Origin of the sequence: Streptomyces collinus Tu 365 (genome assembly GCF_000444875.1) — a bacterium.
GTDB classification, from domain to species: Bacteria; Actinomycetota; Actinomycetes; order Streptomycetales; family Streptomycetaceae; genus Streptomyces; species Streptomyces collinus_A.
Genome location: NC_021985.1, coordinates 4,804,611 through 4,819,005, shown reverse-complemented (window position 1 = coordinate 4,819,005; position 14,395 = coordinate 4,804,611). Strand labels below are relative to the sequence as shown.

At 71.1% G+C, this 14,395-nt stretch carries 15 protein-coding genes; 3 read left to right on the top strand and 12 right to left on the bottom strand.

Translation table 11 applies throughout. The features are described 5' to 3' along the window. Positions 1-96 precede the first annotated feature (96 nt). A complete protein-coding gene (locus B446_RS20935) occupies positions 97-696 on the top strand; it encodes a TetR/AcrR family transcriptional regulator (RefSeq protein ID WP_020941439.1) in 600 nt (199 codons plus the stop codon). Position 697: 1 nt separating this feature from the next. Here B446_RS20935 and B446_RS20930 read toward each other — a convergent pair whose 3' ends face one another. Next, positions 698-1,249 carry a M23 family metallopeptidase gene (locus B446_RS20930; RefSeq protein WP_020941438.1) on the bottom strand — a complete coding sequence of 184 codons (552 nt, stop codon included), beginning with the start codon at positions 1,247-1,249 and terminating at the stop codon, positions 698-700. Between the two features lie 461 nt (positions 1,250-1,710). Between B446_RS20930 and B446_RS20925 the strand changes: the two genes are divergently transcribed. Further along, positions 1,711-2,358, top strand: coding sequence for an HAD family acid phosphatase (locus tag B446_RS20925; protein ID WP_020941437.1), 648 nt, complete (start codon positions 1,711-1,713; stop codon positions 2,356-2,358). Between the two features lie 67 nt (positions 2,359-2,425). On the opposite strand, the gene B446_RS20920 is transcribed toward B446_RS20925, so the two are convergent. Then, positions 2,426-4,951: an ATP-dependent Clp protease ATP-binding subunit gene (locus B446_RS20920; protein WP_020941436.1), complete on the bottom strand. Its 2,526-nt coding sequence runs from the start codon at positions 4,949-4,951 to the stop codon at positions 2,426-2,428. A gap of 430 nt (positions 4,952-5,381) precedes the next feature. Here B446_RS20920 and B446_RS20915 point away from each other — a divergent pair, with 430 nt between their 5' ends. Beyond that, a complete protein-coding gene (locus tag B446_RS20915) occupies positions 5,382-6,068 on the top strand; it encodes an SCO3374 family protein (RefSeq protein ID WP_193384478.1) in 687 nt (228 codons plus the stop codon). Here the strand turns inward: B446_RS20915 and B446_RS20910 are convergent. The 10 genes from B446_RS20910 to B446_RS20865 all read right to left on the bottom strand — a co-directional run bounded on the left by B446_RS20910 (position 6,047) and on the right by B446_RS20865 (position 14,251). Further along, entirely contained in the window at positions 6,047-6,382 is a 336-nt protein-coding gene (locus B446_RS20910) for a histone-like nucleoid-structuring protein Lsr2 (RefSeq protein WP_020941434.1), read from the bottom strand. The genes B446_RS20915 and B446_RS20910 overlap by 22 nt on opposite strands. A 202-nt stretch (positions 6,383-6,584) precedes the next feature. Further along, the gene (locus B446_RS20905) at positions 6,585-7,118 is read right to left on the bottom strand and encodes an amino-acid N-acetyltransferase (protein WP_020941433.1); all 534 of its coding nucleotides are present in this window, start codon (positions 7,116-7,118) and stop codon (positions 6,585-6,587) included. Positions 7,119-7,127: 9 nt separating this feature from the next. After that, positions 7,128-7,541, bottom strand: coding sequence for a BlaI/MecI/CopY family transcriptional regulator (locus tag B446_RS20900; RefSeq protein WP_043476165.1), 414 nt, complete (start codon positions 7,539-7,541; stop codon positions 7,128-7,130). Between the two features lie 176 nt (positions 7,542-7,717). Further along, positions 7,718-7,897 carry a hypothetical protein gene (locus B446_RS20895; protein ID WP_020941431.1) on the bottom strand — a complete coding sequence of 60 codons (180 nt, stop codon included), beginning with the start codon at positions 7,895-7,897 and terminating at the stop codon, positions 7,718-7,720. Between the two features lie 60 nt (positions 7,898-7,957). Further along, on the bottom strand, positions 7,958-8,623 hold the full coding sequence (locus B446_RS20890; RefSeq protein WP_020941430.1) for a hypothetical protein: 666 nt from the start codon (positions 8,621-8,623) through the stop codon (positions 7,958-7,960). Positions 8,624-8,792: 169 nt separating this feature from the next. Next, entirely contained in the window at positions 8,793-9,590 is a 798-nt protein-coding gene (locus B446_RS20885) for a type III pantothenate kinase (RefSeq protein WP_020941429.1), read from the bottom strand. A 5-nt stretch (positions 9,591-9,595) separates the two neighbouring features. Continuing rightward, positions 9,596-10,573 (bottom strand): carboxylating nicotinate-nucleotide diphosphorylase, encoded by a 978-nt coding sequence (gene nadC / locus B446_RS20880; RefSeq protein WP_020941428.1) that lies wholly within the window; start codon positions 10,571-10,573, stop codon positions 9,596-9,598. A gap of 5 nt (positions 10,574-10,578) precedes the next feature. After that, positions 10,579-12,300: an L-aspartate oxidase gene (locus B446_RS20875; RefSeq protein WP_043476162.1), complete on the bottom strand. Its 1,722-nt coding sequence runs from the start codon at positions 12,298-12,300 to the stop codon at positions 10,579-10,581. Further along, a complete protein-coding gene (panC, locus tag B446_RS20870) occupies positions 12,297-13,298 on the bottom strand; it encodes a pantoate--beta-alanine ligase (protein WP_020941426.1) in 1,002 nt (333 codons plus the stop codon). The genes B446_RS20875 and panC overlap by 4 nt, the downstream gene beginning before the upstream one ends. Then, positions 13,295-14,251: a Rossmann-like and DUF2520 domain-containing protein gene (locus tag B446_RS20865; RefSeq protein WP_020941425.1), complete on the bottom strand. Its 957-nt coding sequence runs from the start codon at positions 14,249-14,251 to the stop codon at positions 13,295-13,297. The genes panC and B446_RS20865 overlap by 4 nt, the downstream gene beginning before the upstream one ends. Positions 14,252-14,395 lie beyond the last annotated feature (144 nt).

Sequence of the window (14,395 nt, the reverse complement as noted above, 5' to 3'; positions counted from 1 at the left end):
TACTTGCCGCCCGGCTAGTTCATTACACTGGAGAAGGTAAGCCCGTAACTAGCCGGGCGTCAAGTAAGTTTCCGCGGGAGCGCGAGGAGTACGAGGATGGGCGTCACCATGGACGGCACCAAGCAGCAGCGCCGCGGAAACACCCGCCAGCGCATCCAGGACGTCGCACTCGAACTCTTCGCCGAGCAGGGCTACGAGAAGACCTCCCTGCGTGAGATCGCCGAGCGCCTCGACGTCACGAAGGCGGCCCTTTACTACCACTTCAAGACCAAGGAAGAGATCATCGTCAGCCTCTTCGCGGACCTGACGCAGCCGATCGAGGACCTGATCGAGTGGGGCCGCAGCCAGCCGCCCACCCTGGAGACCAAGCAGGACCTGGTGCGCCGCTACAGCGAGGCCCTGTGCGGCGCCGAGCCGTTGTTCCGCTTCATGCAGGAGAACCAGGCGACGGTCAGGGAACTGCGCATCGGCGACACGTTCAAGGACCGGATGCGCGGCCTGCGGGACATCCTCATAGACCCCGAGGCCGAACTCGTGGACCAGGTGCGGTCCGTCAGCGCGATGTTCACGCTGCACGCGGGGATGTTCGTGATGCAGGACCTCGAAGGCGACCCCGAGAAGAAGCACGAGGCCGTTCTCGAAGTCGCCCTGGACCTCATCGCGCAGGCGCACGAACACGCCCACCGGAGGGACTAGATCAGACCTTCACGCCCTTGGCGTGCAGGAAGTCGACCGGGTTGATCGCGGAGCCGTAGTTCGGGGTCGTACGGATCTCGAAGTGCAGGTGCGGGCCGGTCGAGTTGCCGGTGCTGCCCGAGAGGGCGATGTGCTGACCGGTCTTGACGACCTGGCCGACCTTGACGTCGATCCGGGACAGGTGCGCGTACTGCGAGTAGGTGCCGTTGCCGTGCTTGATGACGATGGCGTTGCCGTACGCCGGGCCGTCACCGGCGCCGTTGGGGCCGGCCTTGACGACGGTGCCGCCGTGCGCGGCGAGAACCTCGGTGCCGGTCGGCACGGCGAAGTCCTGACCGCTGTGCTTGTGCGCCCAGTGGGCGCCGTCCTGCATGAAGCTGGCGGAGAGCGTGTACTGCTTCACCGGGTCCACCCAGGCGGCGGCGGGCGGCGTCGCGGCGCTCGCGACCCCGGCACCCAGCACGGCCGTGACGCCGGCTCCGGCGGCCAGCACGGCCACGCGGTTGCGGAGGGAGGACGTACGGGTGGTGCGGGACGTGAAGCGCTGGAACATGCGAGACCTCATGGAGATTCGGGGACAGAACGACCGCCCGGCACAGAGACGTTCGCCGGTGGGGCGATTCATTGGTAACCCGACTTCCCAACCCCGCTCAAACCCCCTGAGTACGGCGTCATTTAGTACACGAGCCGAATATCGGGCACTTCTTGACAGGCCCGACAGATCACCCACTCCCTGGATAGCCCCACCAGCGGCGGCTTTCCGTTAAGTTGGGTGACTAAAGTCCCCTTTGTCCGGGCAGGAATTCCCACTATCGCGGCTAGTACCGGACATTTCGCCTGTGCGGCATGTCACCGGCCCCCGGAATCCCCGACCGATTAAATGTGACGCAGGCCTCTAGCGACCTACCCTTCGGTAACCCTACGGTTCCCCTCGCGCCACCCTCACCAAAGATCATGCACCTGACACCACTTGTTCAGGCCGTGCAGCGTACGGACGTGAGAGGACCCCCACCGATGACCAGACGCCCCTGGGCGCGCCGCATATCCGCCACCGCCGTCTCCGTGGCCGCGCTGGCCGCGCTGGCGGTGCCCGCCGAGGCCGCCGGTACGGCCGCGGGCACCGACGGCACCGCCTCCGCCCCGGCCGGCGCGTCAGCGTCCGCCGCCAAGGTCGACTACGCGACCTGGCAGAAGGACTGCCAGGCCGTCATGGACCAGGCCCTGCCGTACCTCAAGGACCGCATCGCCGCCGCCGGGCCCGGCGAGAAGCAGGCCATCGTCTTCGACATCGACAACACCACGCTGGAGACCGACTTCGGCTTCCACTTCCCGCAGCCGGCCAACAAGCCGGTGCTGGACGTCGCCAAGTACGCCCAGGCGCACGGCGTCTCGCTGTTCTTCGTCACCGCCCGCCCGGGCATCATCGAAGACCCCACCGAGTGGAACCTGAAGTACGACGGCTACGACGTCTCCGGGCTCTACGTCCGCGGCTTCCTCGACCTCTTCAAGGACGTCGCCGCCTACAAGACGGCCCAGCGCACCGACATCGAGCGCAAGGGTTACACGATCATCGCGAACATCGGCAACAGCGCCACCGACCTGTCGGGCGGCCACGCCGAGAAGACGTACAAACTGCCCGACTACGACGGTCAGTTGTCGTAACCGGCGGCTCACGGGCATGCGAAAGGGGCCGGTGCCCGAAGGCACCGGCCCCTTTCGGCCGTGACGCTTACGCGTCCTTGCTCAGGTTCGGCCCGGCACCGCCGGCCGCCTGCTCGATCGGCGGGACGTCCGGCAGCGCCGACTTCTCCTCACCCCGGAAGGTGAAGGTGGCGGCGTCGCCCTCGCCCTCGGTGTCCACGACCACGATGTGACCGGGACGCAGCTCGCCGAAGAGGATCTTCTCCGAGAGCGTGTCCTCGACCTCACGCTGGATCGTGCGGCGCAGCGGACGCGCGCCCAGCACCGGGTCGTAACCCTTCTTGGACAGCAGCTCCTTGGCGGACTGGGAGAGCTCGATGCCCATGTCCCGGTCCTTCAGGCGCTCGTCCACCTTGCTGATCATCAGGTCGACGATCCGCAGGATGTCCTCCTGCGTCAGCTGCGGGAAGACGACCACGTCGTCGACGCGGTTGAGGAACTCGGGCCGGAAGTGCTGCTTGAGCTCGTCCTGGACCTTGTTCTTCATGCGCTCGTAGTTGGTCTTCGTGTCACCCGAGGCCGCGAAGCCCAGGTTGAAGCCCTTGGAGATGTCCCGGGTGCCGAGGTTGGTCGTCATGATGATGACCGTGTTCTTGAAGTCCACGACCCGGCCCTGGGAGTCGGTCAGACGACCGTCCTCCAGGATCTGCAGCAGCGAGTTGAAGATGTCCGGGTGCGCCTTCTCGACCTCGTCGAAGAGGACGACGGAGAACGGCTTGCGGCGGACCTTCTCGGTCAGCTGGCCGCCCTCCTCGTAGCCCACGTAGCCGGGGGGCGAACCGAAGAGACGCGAGACCGTGTGCTTCTCGCTGAACTCCGACATGTCGAGGGAGATCAGCGCGTCCTCGTCGCCGAAGAGGAACTCGGCGAGCGCCTTGGACAGCTCGGTCTTACCGACACCGGACGGGCCGGCGAAGATGAACGAACCACCGGGACGCTTCGGGTCCTTCAGACCGGCACGCGTACGGCGGATCGCCTTCGACAGCGCCTTGACGGCGTCGACCTGGCCGATGACCCGCTTGTGGAGCTCGTCCTCCATGCGGAGCAGGCGGCTGGACTCCTCCTCGGTCAGCTTGAAGACCGGGATGCCCGTGGCCGTGGCGAGGACCTCGGCGATCAGCTCGCCGTCGACCTCGGCGACGACGTCCATGTCGCCGGCCTTCCACTCCTTCTCCCGCTTGGCCTTGGCGGCCAGGAGCTGCTTCTCCTTGTCGCGCAGGGAGGCGGCCTTCTCGAAGTCCTGCGAGTCGATCGCGGACTCCTTGTCCCGGCGGACGGCGGCGATCTTCTCGTCGAACTCGCGCAGGTCCGGCGGCGCGGTCATCCGGCGGATGCGCATCCGGGAACCGGCCTCGTCGATCAGGTCGATCGCCTTGTCCGGCAGGAAGCGGTCCGAGATGTAGCGGTCGGCCAGCGTGGCGGCCTGGACCAGCGCCTCGTCCGTGATGGACACGCGGTGGTGCGCCTCGTACCGGTCGCGCAGACCCTTGAGGATCTCGATCGTGTGCGGCAGGGACGGCTCCGCGACCTGGATGGGCTGGAAGCGGCGCTCGAGGGCCGCGTCCTTCTCCAGGTGCTTGCGGTACTCGTCCAGCGTGGTCGCACCGATGGTCTGGAGCTCACCACGGGCCAGCATCGGCTTCAGGATGGAGGCGGCGTCGATGGCGCCCTCGGCGGCACCCGCACCGACCAGCGTGTGCAGCTCGTCGATGAACAGGATGATGTCGCCGCGGGTGCGGATCTCCTTGAGCACCTTCTTCAGGCGCTCCTCGAAGTCACCGCGGTAGCGGGAGCCGGCCACCAGCGCGCCGAGGTCGAGGGTGTAGAGGTGCTTGTCCTTGAGGGTCTCGGGCACCTCGCCCTTGACGATGGCCTGGGCGAGGCCCTCGACGACGGCGGTCTTGCCGACGCCGGGCTCACCGATCAGCACCGGGTTGTTCTTGGTGCGGCGGGACAGCACCTGCATGACCCGCTCGATCTCCTTCTCGCGCCCGATGACCGGGTCGAGCTTGGACTCACGAGCGGCCTGGGTGAGGTTCCGGCCGAACTGGTCCAGGACCAGAGAGGTCGAGGGCGTGCCCTCGGCCGGGCCGCCGGCGGTGGCGGTCTCCTTGCCCTGGTAACCGGAGAGCAGCTGGATCACCTGCTGCCGCACCCGGTTGAGGTCTGCGCCCAGCTTGACCAGGACCTGGGCGGCGACGCCCTCGCCCTCGCGGATCAGGCCGAGCAGGATGTGCTCCGTGCCGATGTAGTTGTGGCCCAGCTGAAGGGCCTCGCGGAGCGACAGCTCCAGGACCTTCTTGGCACGGGGGGTGAAGGGGATGTGGCCGGACGGGGCCTGCTGGCCCTGACCGATGATCTCCTCCACCTGCTGGCGGACCGCCTCAAGCGAAATGCCGAGGCTCTCCAGGGCCTTAGCGGCGACACCTTCGCCCTCGTGGATGAGACCCAGGAGGATGTGCTCGGTGCCGATGTAGTTGTGGTTGAGCATCCGGGCTTCTTCCTGAGCCAGGACGACAACCCGCCGCGCGCGGTCGGTGAACCTCTCGAACATCGTTAATCGCTCCTCAGAGCGGTCAGGCAGTGGGGGGAACTTCCCCTCCCTGTCCTTCCGCAGCTTAGTCCCGCAAGCGGGGACCGCTCATTCCAACTGCCGACACCGTCGATGGCCTCCTGACCCCGAACGCCGACATCTGCTCCAACCCGATGGTGCGAGACGATGTTCCCGCAGGCCAGGCAGTTACCCCACTCGCCACTACGCCGATGGCGAACGTGAGACGGCCCTTCCCGCGCGTCGCCCCCTCCCACTAGGCATGTCTTACCCGCGGTGACGGACGGTCCATGCCGCGCGCCCCGGATCCCTCCGCTATGGGCGAACAACCTCGCGCCTCCCCCGGCCCCCGCGCGCCCCCTTCTCAGGCACCGTGTGCGATCATGATCACACACAGCGTAACCCTCGGGCCGCTTCGGCGGTTGCACTGGGCATGGCTGGCTCGGTCCGTACCGTTTCCACACTCTCCACGGTCCCCCTTCTCCCCCCGCCCCGTCTTCCGCTCGGCACGGCTGCCCGCGACCTCCCGCGAGGCCCGGAGTCCCGGGCCCGGCACTGGTACGAGAACGAACTGGGGTGGGCGACCGTGCCCGGACGGCCGCTGCGGCTGGTCACGGGGCTGCGGTTCGACGTCCTCGACGTGCCCGCCGAGGCCGGTGCCGACGCGCTCAGGCACCTCGCGCCGGGCTCACCGGTGGCCCTGCGGGGCGACCGGATGCGGCTGCTGGTGGCGGCGGGCAGCGCGGAGGAACTGCCCGGGGTGCTGGACTGGCTGGAATGGGGACCGCTGGCGCTGGACCTGGAGGTCCTGGGCGCGGGCGGCGCGATGGAGGCGCCGGTGCCGCCCGGCGGTGCGGGCGTCGGCCGTCGGCCGGGTCCCGGCGATCCCGCCCGCACCGGTTCCGTCCAGGGGGCCGCCGCGTGGCTGCGGCCCCCCGTACCCGGGGGCGAGGTCGAGGTCTCGCTGCCGGCGCTGCCGGCCATGGGGAGCCCGAAGGACGCCCCCGATCTCGTGCGACTGGTCGACACGGTGGCGGCGCGATGCCACCGCATCCGGCTGCGGCGCCTGGACGCCGGACCGCCCGCCTGTCGGCGGAATCAGCCGTTGGCCTTCTCGTAGGCCTCGCGAATGGAAGCGGGAACACGGCCGCGGTCGTTGACCTCGTAGCCGTTCTCCTTGGCCCAGGCGCGGATCGCCGCGGTGTCCTGGTTGCCACCGGAAGCGGCACGCGCCTTTCCGCGTCCGCCGGCGGCACGGCCACCGGTACGACGACCGCCCTTCACATACGGGTCGAGAAGGTCACGCAGCTTGTCCGCATTGGCGGTCGTGAGATCGATCTCGTATGTCTTGCCGTCCAGCGCGAACGTCACGGTCTCGTCCGCCTCGCCACCGTCGAGGTCGTCGACAAGAAGGACCTGAACCTTCTGTGCCACCGGATTTCCTTTCATCGATAACGTGAGGGTCAAGGGTCCGCGGCGTCCGCCGTTTCGCCGCCCCTGTTATATGCAGTACTGCAGTACGTCGGAAAGCAAACCGCTTTTGCCGGAAAAACACAAACCCCTGGGAGAGCCCCGGGGGACCGCCCACGGCCGGAAACATGCGCGTTTCGGACATAGGGACCGCGGGCAATGTCGATCACAGATGCAGAAGCATCCGGCTGTTGCCCAAGGTGTTCGGTTTCACTCGTTCGAGACCGAGGAACTCGGCGACGCCCTCGTCATAGGAACGCAACAGCTCCGCGTACACATCGGTGTCGACCGGTGTCTCCCCGATCTCCACGAAGCCGTGCTTGCCGAAGAAGTCCACTTCGAAGGTGAGGCAGAAAACCCGCCGAACACCGAGCCAGCGCGCGGTCTGCAGCAACTTCTCCAGCACCCGGTGTCCCACACCGGCGCCCTTGAGGCCGGGCTTCACCGCGAGAGTGCGCACTTCCGCGAGGTCTTCCCACATGACGTGCAGCGCGCCGCAGCCGACCACCTCGGCGTTGTCGTCGCGTTCGGCGACCCAGAACTCCTGGATGTCCTCGTAAAGCGTGACCATCGCTTTGTCGAGCAGGATGCGGTCACGGACGTAGGCGTCGAGGAGCCGGCGGACGGCCGGGACATCGCTGGTGCGGGCCCGCCGGACGGTGATGGCTTTTGCGGTGACTTCGGGGCGCTCTGGTGCCATGAGCGGACGCTATCGCCCGGTCGCCTCCCCCGCCGAGCCGGGGTTCTCCTCCTGGGGAGACTGTGGCGGTTGCGGGGCTTGCGGGGCTTCCAGTGTTTCCGGAACCCGCACGATCCGTACGGCGTCCCTGAGGGCCTGCCGCTGTTCCTCGCTCATCATCCCGAAGAAGGCGACGAGAGCGGCCGCCGGGTTGTCGCTCTGCGACCAGGCGTCGTTCATGAGGGCGGCCGCGTACGCGGCCCGGGTGGAGACCGCCTCATATCGATAGGCGCGCCCTTCCGCCTCGCGGCGCACCCAGCCCTTCTGATGGAGATTGTCCAAAACGGTCATCACGGTGGTGTACGCGATGGACCGTTCCTGCTGGAGGTCTTCCAGGACTTCTCGAACGGTCACCGGGCGGTTCCACTTCCACACCCGCGTCATGACCGCGTCTTCGAGTTCTCCCAATGGGCGAGGCACAGCTCAGAACAATAGTGGGAGATCCCGTCAATGGCGTGCCGGACGTGCGCTTACGCGGCAAACGGCGACAAAAAGGGCGTACGACGCGCAAAAGCACCGGGGCACGGGGCCCCGGTGCGAGGAGGTCGGACGCGGTGCCGTCAGGCGTCGCGGGCGACGGACGCCTGGTGGACGCCCTCCGAGCGGGCGAGGGCGGCGTCCACGGCCGCGTCCTCCTTGGCCTTGGCGGCCCCGCCCTGGGTCTTCACGATCACCCTGACCACACCGACGAAGAACAGGGCCATGACGACCGGGGGCACGAGCGCGGAGACGTAGTCCATGGAATCCAGAGTAGCCATCCGGTTCGGGGCGAAAGGGGCGGGGTGCGCGGACCGGCCCGGTCAGCCGGCGGCGAGCTGCCGGGACTCCTCGGGCCGCGCCGGGTCGGCGGGCGGCTTGCGGCGCGGGAAGACCTCGCCCGGCGTGGGGATGGGCCGCTTCGGGGGGCCCGGCTCGGTGCCGGGGCGCTCGGCGGGCCGTCCGGGCGGCTGGCCGGGCCCGGGGCCCGGAGTGGGCTTCTGAGCGGGTTTCTCCGCCTCCTCGGCCCGGACGCCCGGGATCTCCCCCGCGCCGCCCGGAAGGGCCAGCAGGCGCGTTCTGGAGGGCGGCACGGCGGGCGCGGGGACCCTGCGGGCGCCCTGCGCGAAGCGGGCGCGCACGTCCTGCTCGGCGAGCGCCTGGCAGCGGTCCAGCAGACCGGCCGCGCGGGGGTTGCCGCGCAGCGCGCGGAGCGCGGCGAGGTCGTCCGGAGTGGGCCGGTGCCCGGCGCCCAGCGCCTCCTCCAGCAGCCCCAGATAGCCGGCGGCCGTGCCCGGCAGGGCGGCGCGGTAGCGGCCCAGGTCGGCCACGAGGAAGGCGCGCAGCCGGGCCGCCTCGCGCGTCGCCTCGTCGAGGGACTCGGCGAGGCGGAAGCAGTCCTTGACGTCCTCGGCGGACGCTCGGCCGGGGTGGAGGGCGAGGGCGAGCGCGCGGCGGAGCACACGCAGCTCCTCCGCACCGAACGCCATGCCGCCGCGGGATCCGTAGGGCGTGGGCATGCGGCGACGCTATCGCTAATCGGACAAAAGTGACAGATCGGGATGTTGTGTCGCCGCGTGTCGTGGCCGGGTTTCGCCCGACCGGGGCCACGTGCGCGCGTGGCGGGCGGAGTGCGGCGCCCGTCACGGGCGCCGGCGCTCACATGCGCGACACGTTCCGCTCGTAGACCAGGCGCAGGCCGATCAGGGTCAGCCACGGCTGGTGCTCGTCGATCACCGTGGACTCGCCCAGCACCATCGGCGCGAGCCCGCCCGTGGCGATCACGGTGACGTCGTCGGGGTCGTCTGCCAGCTCCCGGGCCATCCGGCCCACCACGCCGTCGACCTGGCCGGCGAAGCCGTACACGATCCCCGACTGCATGGCTTCGACGGTGCTCTTGCCGATCACGTTGCGGGGCCGCGCCACCTCGATCTTCCGCAGCTGCGCGGCCTTGACGCCGAGCGCCTCCACCGAGATCTCGATGCCGGGGGCGATCACCCCGCCGACGTACTCCCCGCGCGCGGAGACCGCGTCAAAGGTGGTCGCCGTGCCGAAGTCGACGACGATCGCGGGGCCGCCGTACAGCTCGTTCGCGGCGACCGCGTTGATGATGCGGTCGGCGCCGACCTCCTTGGGGTTGTCGAACTGGATCGGCACCCCCGTCTTCACGCCCGGCTCGACCAGGACCGCGGGCACGTCGCCGTAGTAGCGCCGGGTGACCTCGCGCAGCTCGTGCAGCACGGACGGGACGGTCGCGCAGATCGCGATGCCGTCGATGCCGTCGCCCAGCTCGTCCCCGAGCAGCGGGTGCATGCCCATCAGGCCCTGCAGCAGCACCGCCAGCTCGTCCGCCGTGCGGCGCGCGTCCGTGGAGATGCGCCAGTGCTCGACGATGTCCTCGCCGTCGAACAGGCCGAGCACGGTGTGCGTGTTACCGACGTCGATCGTGAGCAGCATGGCCGTTACTCCGCCTCGCGCAGGTCCAGGCCGATGTCGAGGATCGGCGAGGAGTGGGTGAGGGCGCCGACCGCCAGGAAGTCCACGCCGGTCTCGGCGTACGCGCGTGCGGTGTCGAGCGTGAGCCGGCCGGAGGCCTCCAGCAGCGCCCGGCCGGCGACGATGCCGACGGCCTCCGCGCACTCGCCGGGCGTGAAGTTGTCCAGCAGGATCAGGTCCGCGCCCGCGTCGACGACCTCGCGCAGCTGGTGCAGGGTGTCGACCTCGACCTCGATGGGAACCTCCGGGAAGGCCTCCCGCACGGCCTTGAACGCCTGCGCGACACCGCCGGCGGCCACCACGTGGTTGTCCTTCACCAGGGCGGCGTCGGAGAGCGACATGCGGTGGTTGACGCCACCGCCGCAGCGGACGGCGAACTTCTCCAGCGAGCGCAGGCCCGGCGTCGTCTTGCGGGTGTCGCGCACGCGCGCCCCGGTGCCCTCCAGCACGTCCGCCCACGCGCGCGTGGCGGTCGCGATGCCGGACAGGCGGCACAGGATGTTGAGGGCGCTGCGCTCGGCGGTGAGCAGGTCGCGCGTGCGGGTGGTCACCGAGAGCAGCTTCTGCCCGGCCTCGACCCGGTCGCCGTCCTCGACGTGCCGCTCGACCTCGAACTCGTCGGTGCAGACCACGGAGAGCACGGCCTCGGCGACCCGCAGGCCGGCCACCACGCCGGCCTCGCGCACGGTGAAGTCGCCGGTGGCGACCGCGTCCTCGGGGATGGTCGAGACGGTGGTCACGTCCACCCCGCCGTCCAGGTCCTCCTGGATGGCGACGTTGGCGATGTCCTCGACCTCGATGGGGTCGAGCCCGGCGGCGGCCAGCAGCTCGGCGAGCGCGGGGTCGAGTCCGCTCTCCAGGTACTCCTCGTCGCCCTCGGCGCCGCAGGCGCAGCCGTCGCCGCAGCCGCCGGTCGGGGCGAGGGGAAGGTCGTCGGTGCTCACGTCTGTCACTGCTCCTGGGAAAGCCGGTGGTGCCGGGTCGGGGGGAAATGCGCGCTGTCGGTGGTGTGTACGGCCAGGGACCGGTCCGGGTTGAGCCGTACGACGATGTGGCGCCGCCACGCGGTGTCGTCGCGCTCGGCGCGGTCCTCGCGCCAGTGGCAGCCGCGGGTCTCCTCGCGCAGCCGGGCGGCGGCGACCAGGACGCGGGCCACGCACAGGAGGTTGGTGGCCTCCCAGGTGTCGACGCCCGGCTCGGCGGTCTTGCCGTTCTCGTCCAGGGCGTCGCGGGCCTCGCTGTGCAGCCGCTGGAGCTGGTCGGCGGCCTTCTCCAGGGACTCCGCCGAGCGCAGCACGCCCGCGCCGTCGGTCATGGTCCGCTGGATGGCGAACCGGGCCTCGGGGGCGAGCAGCGGGTGCGCGGGCCGCTCGGGGACCGGGACCGGCGCGGGCACGCGCGCGTGCAGGCCGTTCCCGGCGTGCCCGGCGGCGATGTCGGCGGCGATCCGCTCGGCGTAGACGAGCCCTTCGAGGAGGGAGTTGGAGGCGAGCCGGTTGGCGCCGTGCACGCCGGTGCAGGCGACCTCGCCGCACGCGTACAGGCCGGGCACGGTCGTCCGGCCGCGCGCGTCGGTGCGCACGCCGCCGGAGGCGTAGTGGGCGGCCGGTGCGATCGGGATGGGTTCGGTGACCGGGTCGATGCCGTTGGCCCGGCAGGCGGCCAGGATGGTCGGGAAGCGGTGCTCCCACATGTCGGCGCCGAAGTGCCGGGCGTCGAGGAACATGTGCTCGGCGTCCTGCTCCAGCATCCGCCGCGTGATGCCCTTGGCGACGATGTCCCGGGGCGCCAGCTCGGCCAGCTCGTGCTGGCCGACCATGAAGCGCACGCCGTCGCCGTCGACCAGGTGGGCGCCCTCGCCGCGCACCGCCTCCGAGACGAGCGGCTGCTGGCCCTCGGCGTCCGCGCCGAGGAACAGCACGGTCGGGTGGAACTGGACGAACTCCAGGTCGCTGACCTCGGCTCCGGCGCGCAGCGCGAGCGCCACCCCGTCGCCGGTGGACACGGACGGGTTGGTGGTCGCGGAGAACACCTGGCCCATGCCGCCGGTCGCGAGGACGACCGCGGGCGCGTGCACGGCGCCCACGCCGTCGTGCTGGCCCTCGCCCATCACGTGCAGGGTGACGCCGGCGGTGCGGCCCTCCGCGTCCGTGAGCAGGTCCAGGACCAGCGCGTTCTCGACGGTGCGCAGTCCGCGCGCGCGGACCGCCTCCACCAGGGCGCGGGAGATCTCCGCTCCGGTCGCGTCGCCGCCCGCGTGCGCGATACGGCGCCGGTGGTGGCCGCCCTCGCGGGTGAGCTGGATGTCGCCCCCGTCGTCGGTGTCGAAGTGGGCACCGGTGGAGATGAGCCGTCGCACGGCGTCGGGGCCCTCGGTGACGAGGAGCCGCACGGCCTCCTCGTCACACAGGCCGGCGCCCGCCACCAGGGTGTCCTGGAGGTGCTGCTCGGGGGTGTCGCCGTCGCCCAGGGCGGCGGCGATGCCGCCCTGCGCCCAGCGCGTGGAGCCGTCGTCCAGACGGGCCTTGGTGACGACGACGGTCGTCAGGCCCGCGGCCTCGCAGCGCAGGGCGGCGGTCAGGCCCGCCACCCCGGAGCCGACGACGACCACGTCCGCGGAGATCGACCACCCGGGCGCGGGTGCGTGCAGTCGTATGCCTGTGCTGGTCACGAGGCGGCTCCGAGGTTTCCGAAGGTGAGGGGGATGTTGTCGATCAGCCGGGTGGTGCCCACCCGGGCGGCCACGGCGAGGACGGCCTCGCCGGTGAAGCCGTCGCCGATCTCGGTGAAGTCCGAGGGATCCACCAGGGCGAGGTAGTCCAGCTTCAGCGGGGGCTCCACGCGGCCGGCCTCGTCCAGGGCCTGGCGGGCGGCCGCGCGGACGGCCGCGGGGCCGCCGGGGGCGGCCGTGGCCACGGCGTGCGCGTCGGCTGCCGCCCGGGACTCGCCTATGGCGCTCAGCGCCTCGGCCCGCGCGTGCGTGGAGGGCACCTCACGGGCCCGGGCGCGCAGCGCCTCCTGCGCCGCGTGCCGGTCGCGCCCCGCGAACAGGGCGCGGGACAGGGCGAGGGCGGTACGGCGCTCGTCGGGCGACAGGTAGCGGTTGCGGCTGGACAGGGCGAGCCCGTCGGCCTCGCGCACGGTCGGGACGCCGACGATCTCGACGCCGAAGTTCAGGTCCCGCACCATGCGCCGGATCAGGGCGAGCTGCTGGGCGTCCTTCTGCCCGAACAGGGCCACGTCGGGGCGGCTGAGGTGCAGCAGCTTGGCGACGACGGTGAGCACACCGTCGAAGTGCCCGGGCCGCGCGGCTCCCTCCAGGCGCTCGCCCATCGGGCCCGCGGAGATCCGCACCTGGGGCTGGCCGCCGGGGTACACCTCGTCCACCGAGGGCGCGAACACCGCGTCGGCGCCCGCCTGCTCGGCGAGCTTCAGGTCGGCTTCGAGGGTGCGGGGATAGCGGTCGAGGTCCTCGCCGGCACCGAACTGGAGCGGGTTGACGAAGACGGTGACGACGACCTCGCCGTCCCGTCCGGCGATCTCGCGCGCGGCGCGGATCAGGGTGGCGTGGCCCTCGTGCAGGGCGCCCATGGTCATGACGACGGCGCGGCGGCCGTGACGCACGCGCGCGTGCAGCTCGTCGGCGGTGCTCAGCAGGGCGGTGGTCATCGGGCGTTCCCCTCGGTGCCGTCGGTGCCGTCGGTGCCTTCCGTGCCGGTGGTGCCGTCGGCCAGGACGCCGAGCAGGTCCTCGGCGAGCTCCGGCTTCAGCAGGCCGTGGGCGAGGGCGCGGTCGGCGGTGGCGCGGGCCATCGCCAGGTAGCCCGCCACGGTCCCCGGGGCGTGCCTGCGCAACTCGGTGACGTGCGCGGCGACGGTGCCCGCGTCCCCGCGCGCGACCGGGCCGGTGAGCGCCGCGTCACCGGAGCGCAGCGCGTTGTCCAGGGCGGCGCCGAGCAGCGGGCCCAGCATCCGGTCGGGGGCCGTGACCCCGGCCGTGCGCAGCAGTTCCATGGATTGGGCGACCAGGGTCACCAGGTGGTTGGCGCCCAGGGCGAGGGCCGCGTGGTAGAGCGGGCGGTTCTCCTCGCCGATCCACTCCGGCTCGCCGCCCATCTCGATGACCAGGGCCTCGGCGGCCAGGCGCAGTTCCGCGGGCGCGGTGACGCCGAAGGAGCAGCCCGCCAGGCGCTGGACGTCCACCGGGGTGCCGGTGAAGGTCATCGCCGGGTGCAGCGCCAGGGGCAGGGCGCCCGCGCGCAGGGCGGGGTCGAGCACCTTCGCGCCGTACCGCCCCGAGGTGTGCACGAGGAGCTGTCCGGGCCGGACCGCGCCGGTCTCGGCGAGGCCGGCGACCAGGCCGGGCAGGGCGTCGTCGGGGACCGTGAGCAGGACGAGGTCGGCGCGCTGGAGGACCTCGGCGGGCGGCACCAGCGGCACGTCCGGGAGCATCGTCTCGGCGCGCCTGCGGGAGGCTTCGGAGACTCCGGAGACGGCCACCGGGCGGTGTCCGGCGAGCTGGAGGGAGGCAGCCAGGGCGGGGCCCACGCGGCCGGCGCCCACGACGCCGACGGTGAGCCGCGCGGGGCGGTCCCTGAGGTCTTGCTGGTGGACTGTACTCACGCGACGGCGGCCTTCCCGTTCCAGTCCGCACTGGGTACCGGACGATTTCTCGTCATGTTAACGCTATCCGGTGCGGCGGCGGCCGGTCGTCCACAGGCTGTGGGTTTCCCCACGCCCCGCACCCCGGGGAAAATCCGCTGCCCG

Excerpts from the sequence above, each read along its gene's own strand:
- panC (WP_020941426.1), bottom strand. The coding sequence starts at position 13,298 with ATGACCACCGCCCTGCTGAGCACCGCCGACGAGCTGCACGCGCGCGTG.
- B446_RS20915 (WP_193384478.1), top strand. The coding sequence starts at position 5,382 with ATGGCTGGCTCGGTCCGTACCGTTTCCACACTCTCCACGGTCCCCCTT.
- B446_RS20905 (WP_020941433.1), bottom strand. The coding sequence starts at position 7,118 with ATGGCACCAGAGCGCCCCGAAGTCACCGCAAAAGCCATCACCGTCCGG.
- B446_RS20925 (WP_020941437.1), top strand. The coding sequence starts at position 1,711 with ATGACCAGACGCCCCTGGGCGCGCCGCATATCCGCCACCGCCGTCTCC.
- B446_RS20930 (WP_020941438.1), bottom strand. The coding sequence starts at position 1,249 with ATGTTCCAGCGCTTCACGTCCCGCACCACCCGTACGTCCTCCCTCCGC.
- B446_RS20920 (WP_020941436.1), bottom strand. The coding sequence starts at position 4,951 with ATGTTCGAGAGGTTCACCGACCGCGCGCGGCGGGTTGTCGTCCTGGCT.
- B446_RS20890 (WP_020941430.1), bottom strand. The coding sequence starts at position 8,623 with ATGGCGTTCGGTGCGGAGGAGCTGCGTGTGCTCCGCCGCGCGCTCGCC.
- B446_RS20935 (WP_020941439.1), top strand. The coding sequence starts at position 97 with ATGGGCGTCACCATGGACGGCACCAAGCAGCAGCGCCGCGGAAACACC.
- B446_RS20895 (WP_020941431.1), bottom strand. The coding sequence starts at position 7,897 with ATGGACTACGTCTCCGCGCTCGTGCCCCCGGTCGTCATGGCCCTGTTC.
- B446_RS20885 (WP_020941429.1), bottom strand. The coding sequence starts at position 9,590 with ATGCTGCTCACGATCGACGTCGGTAACACGCACACCGTGCTCGGCCTG.
- B446_RS20900 (WP_043476165.1), bottom strand. The coding sequence starts at position 7,541 with ATGACGCGGGTGTGGAAGTGGAACCGCCCGGTGACCGTTCGAGAAGTC.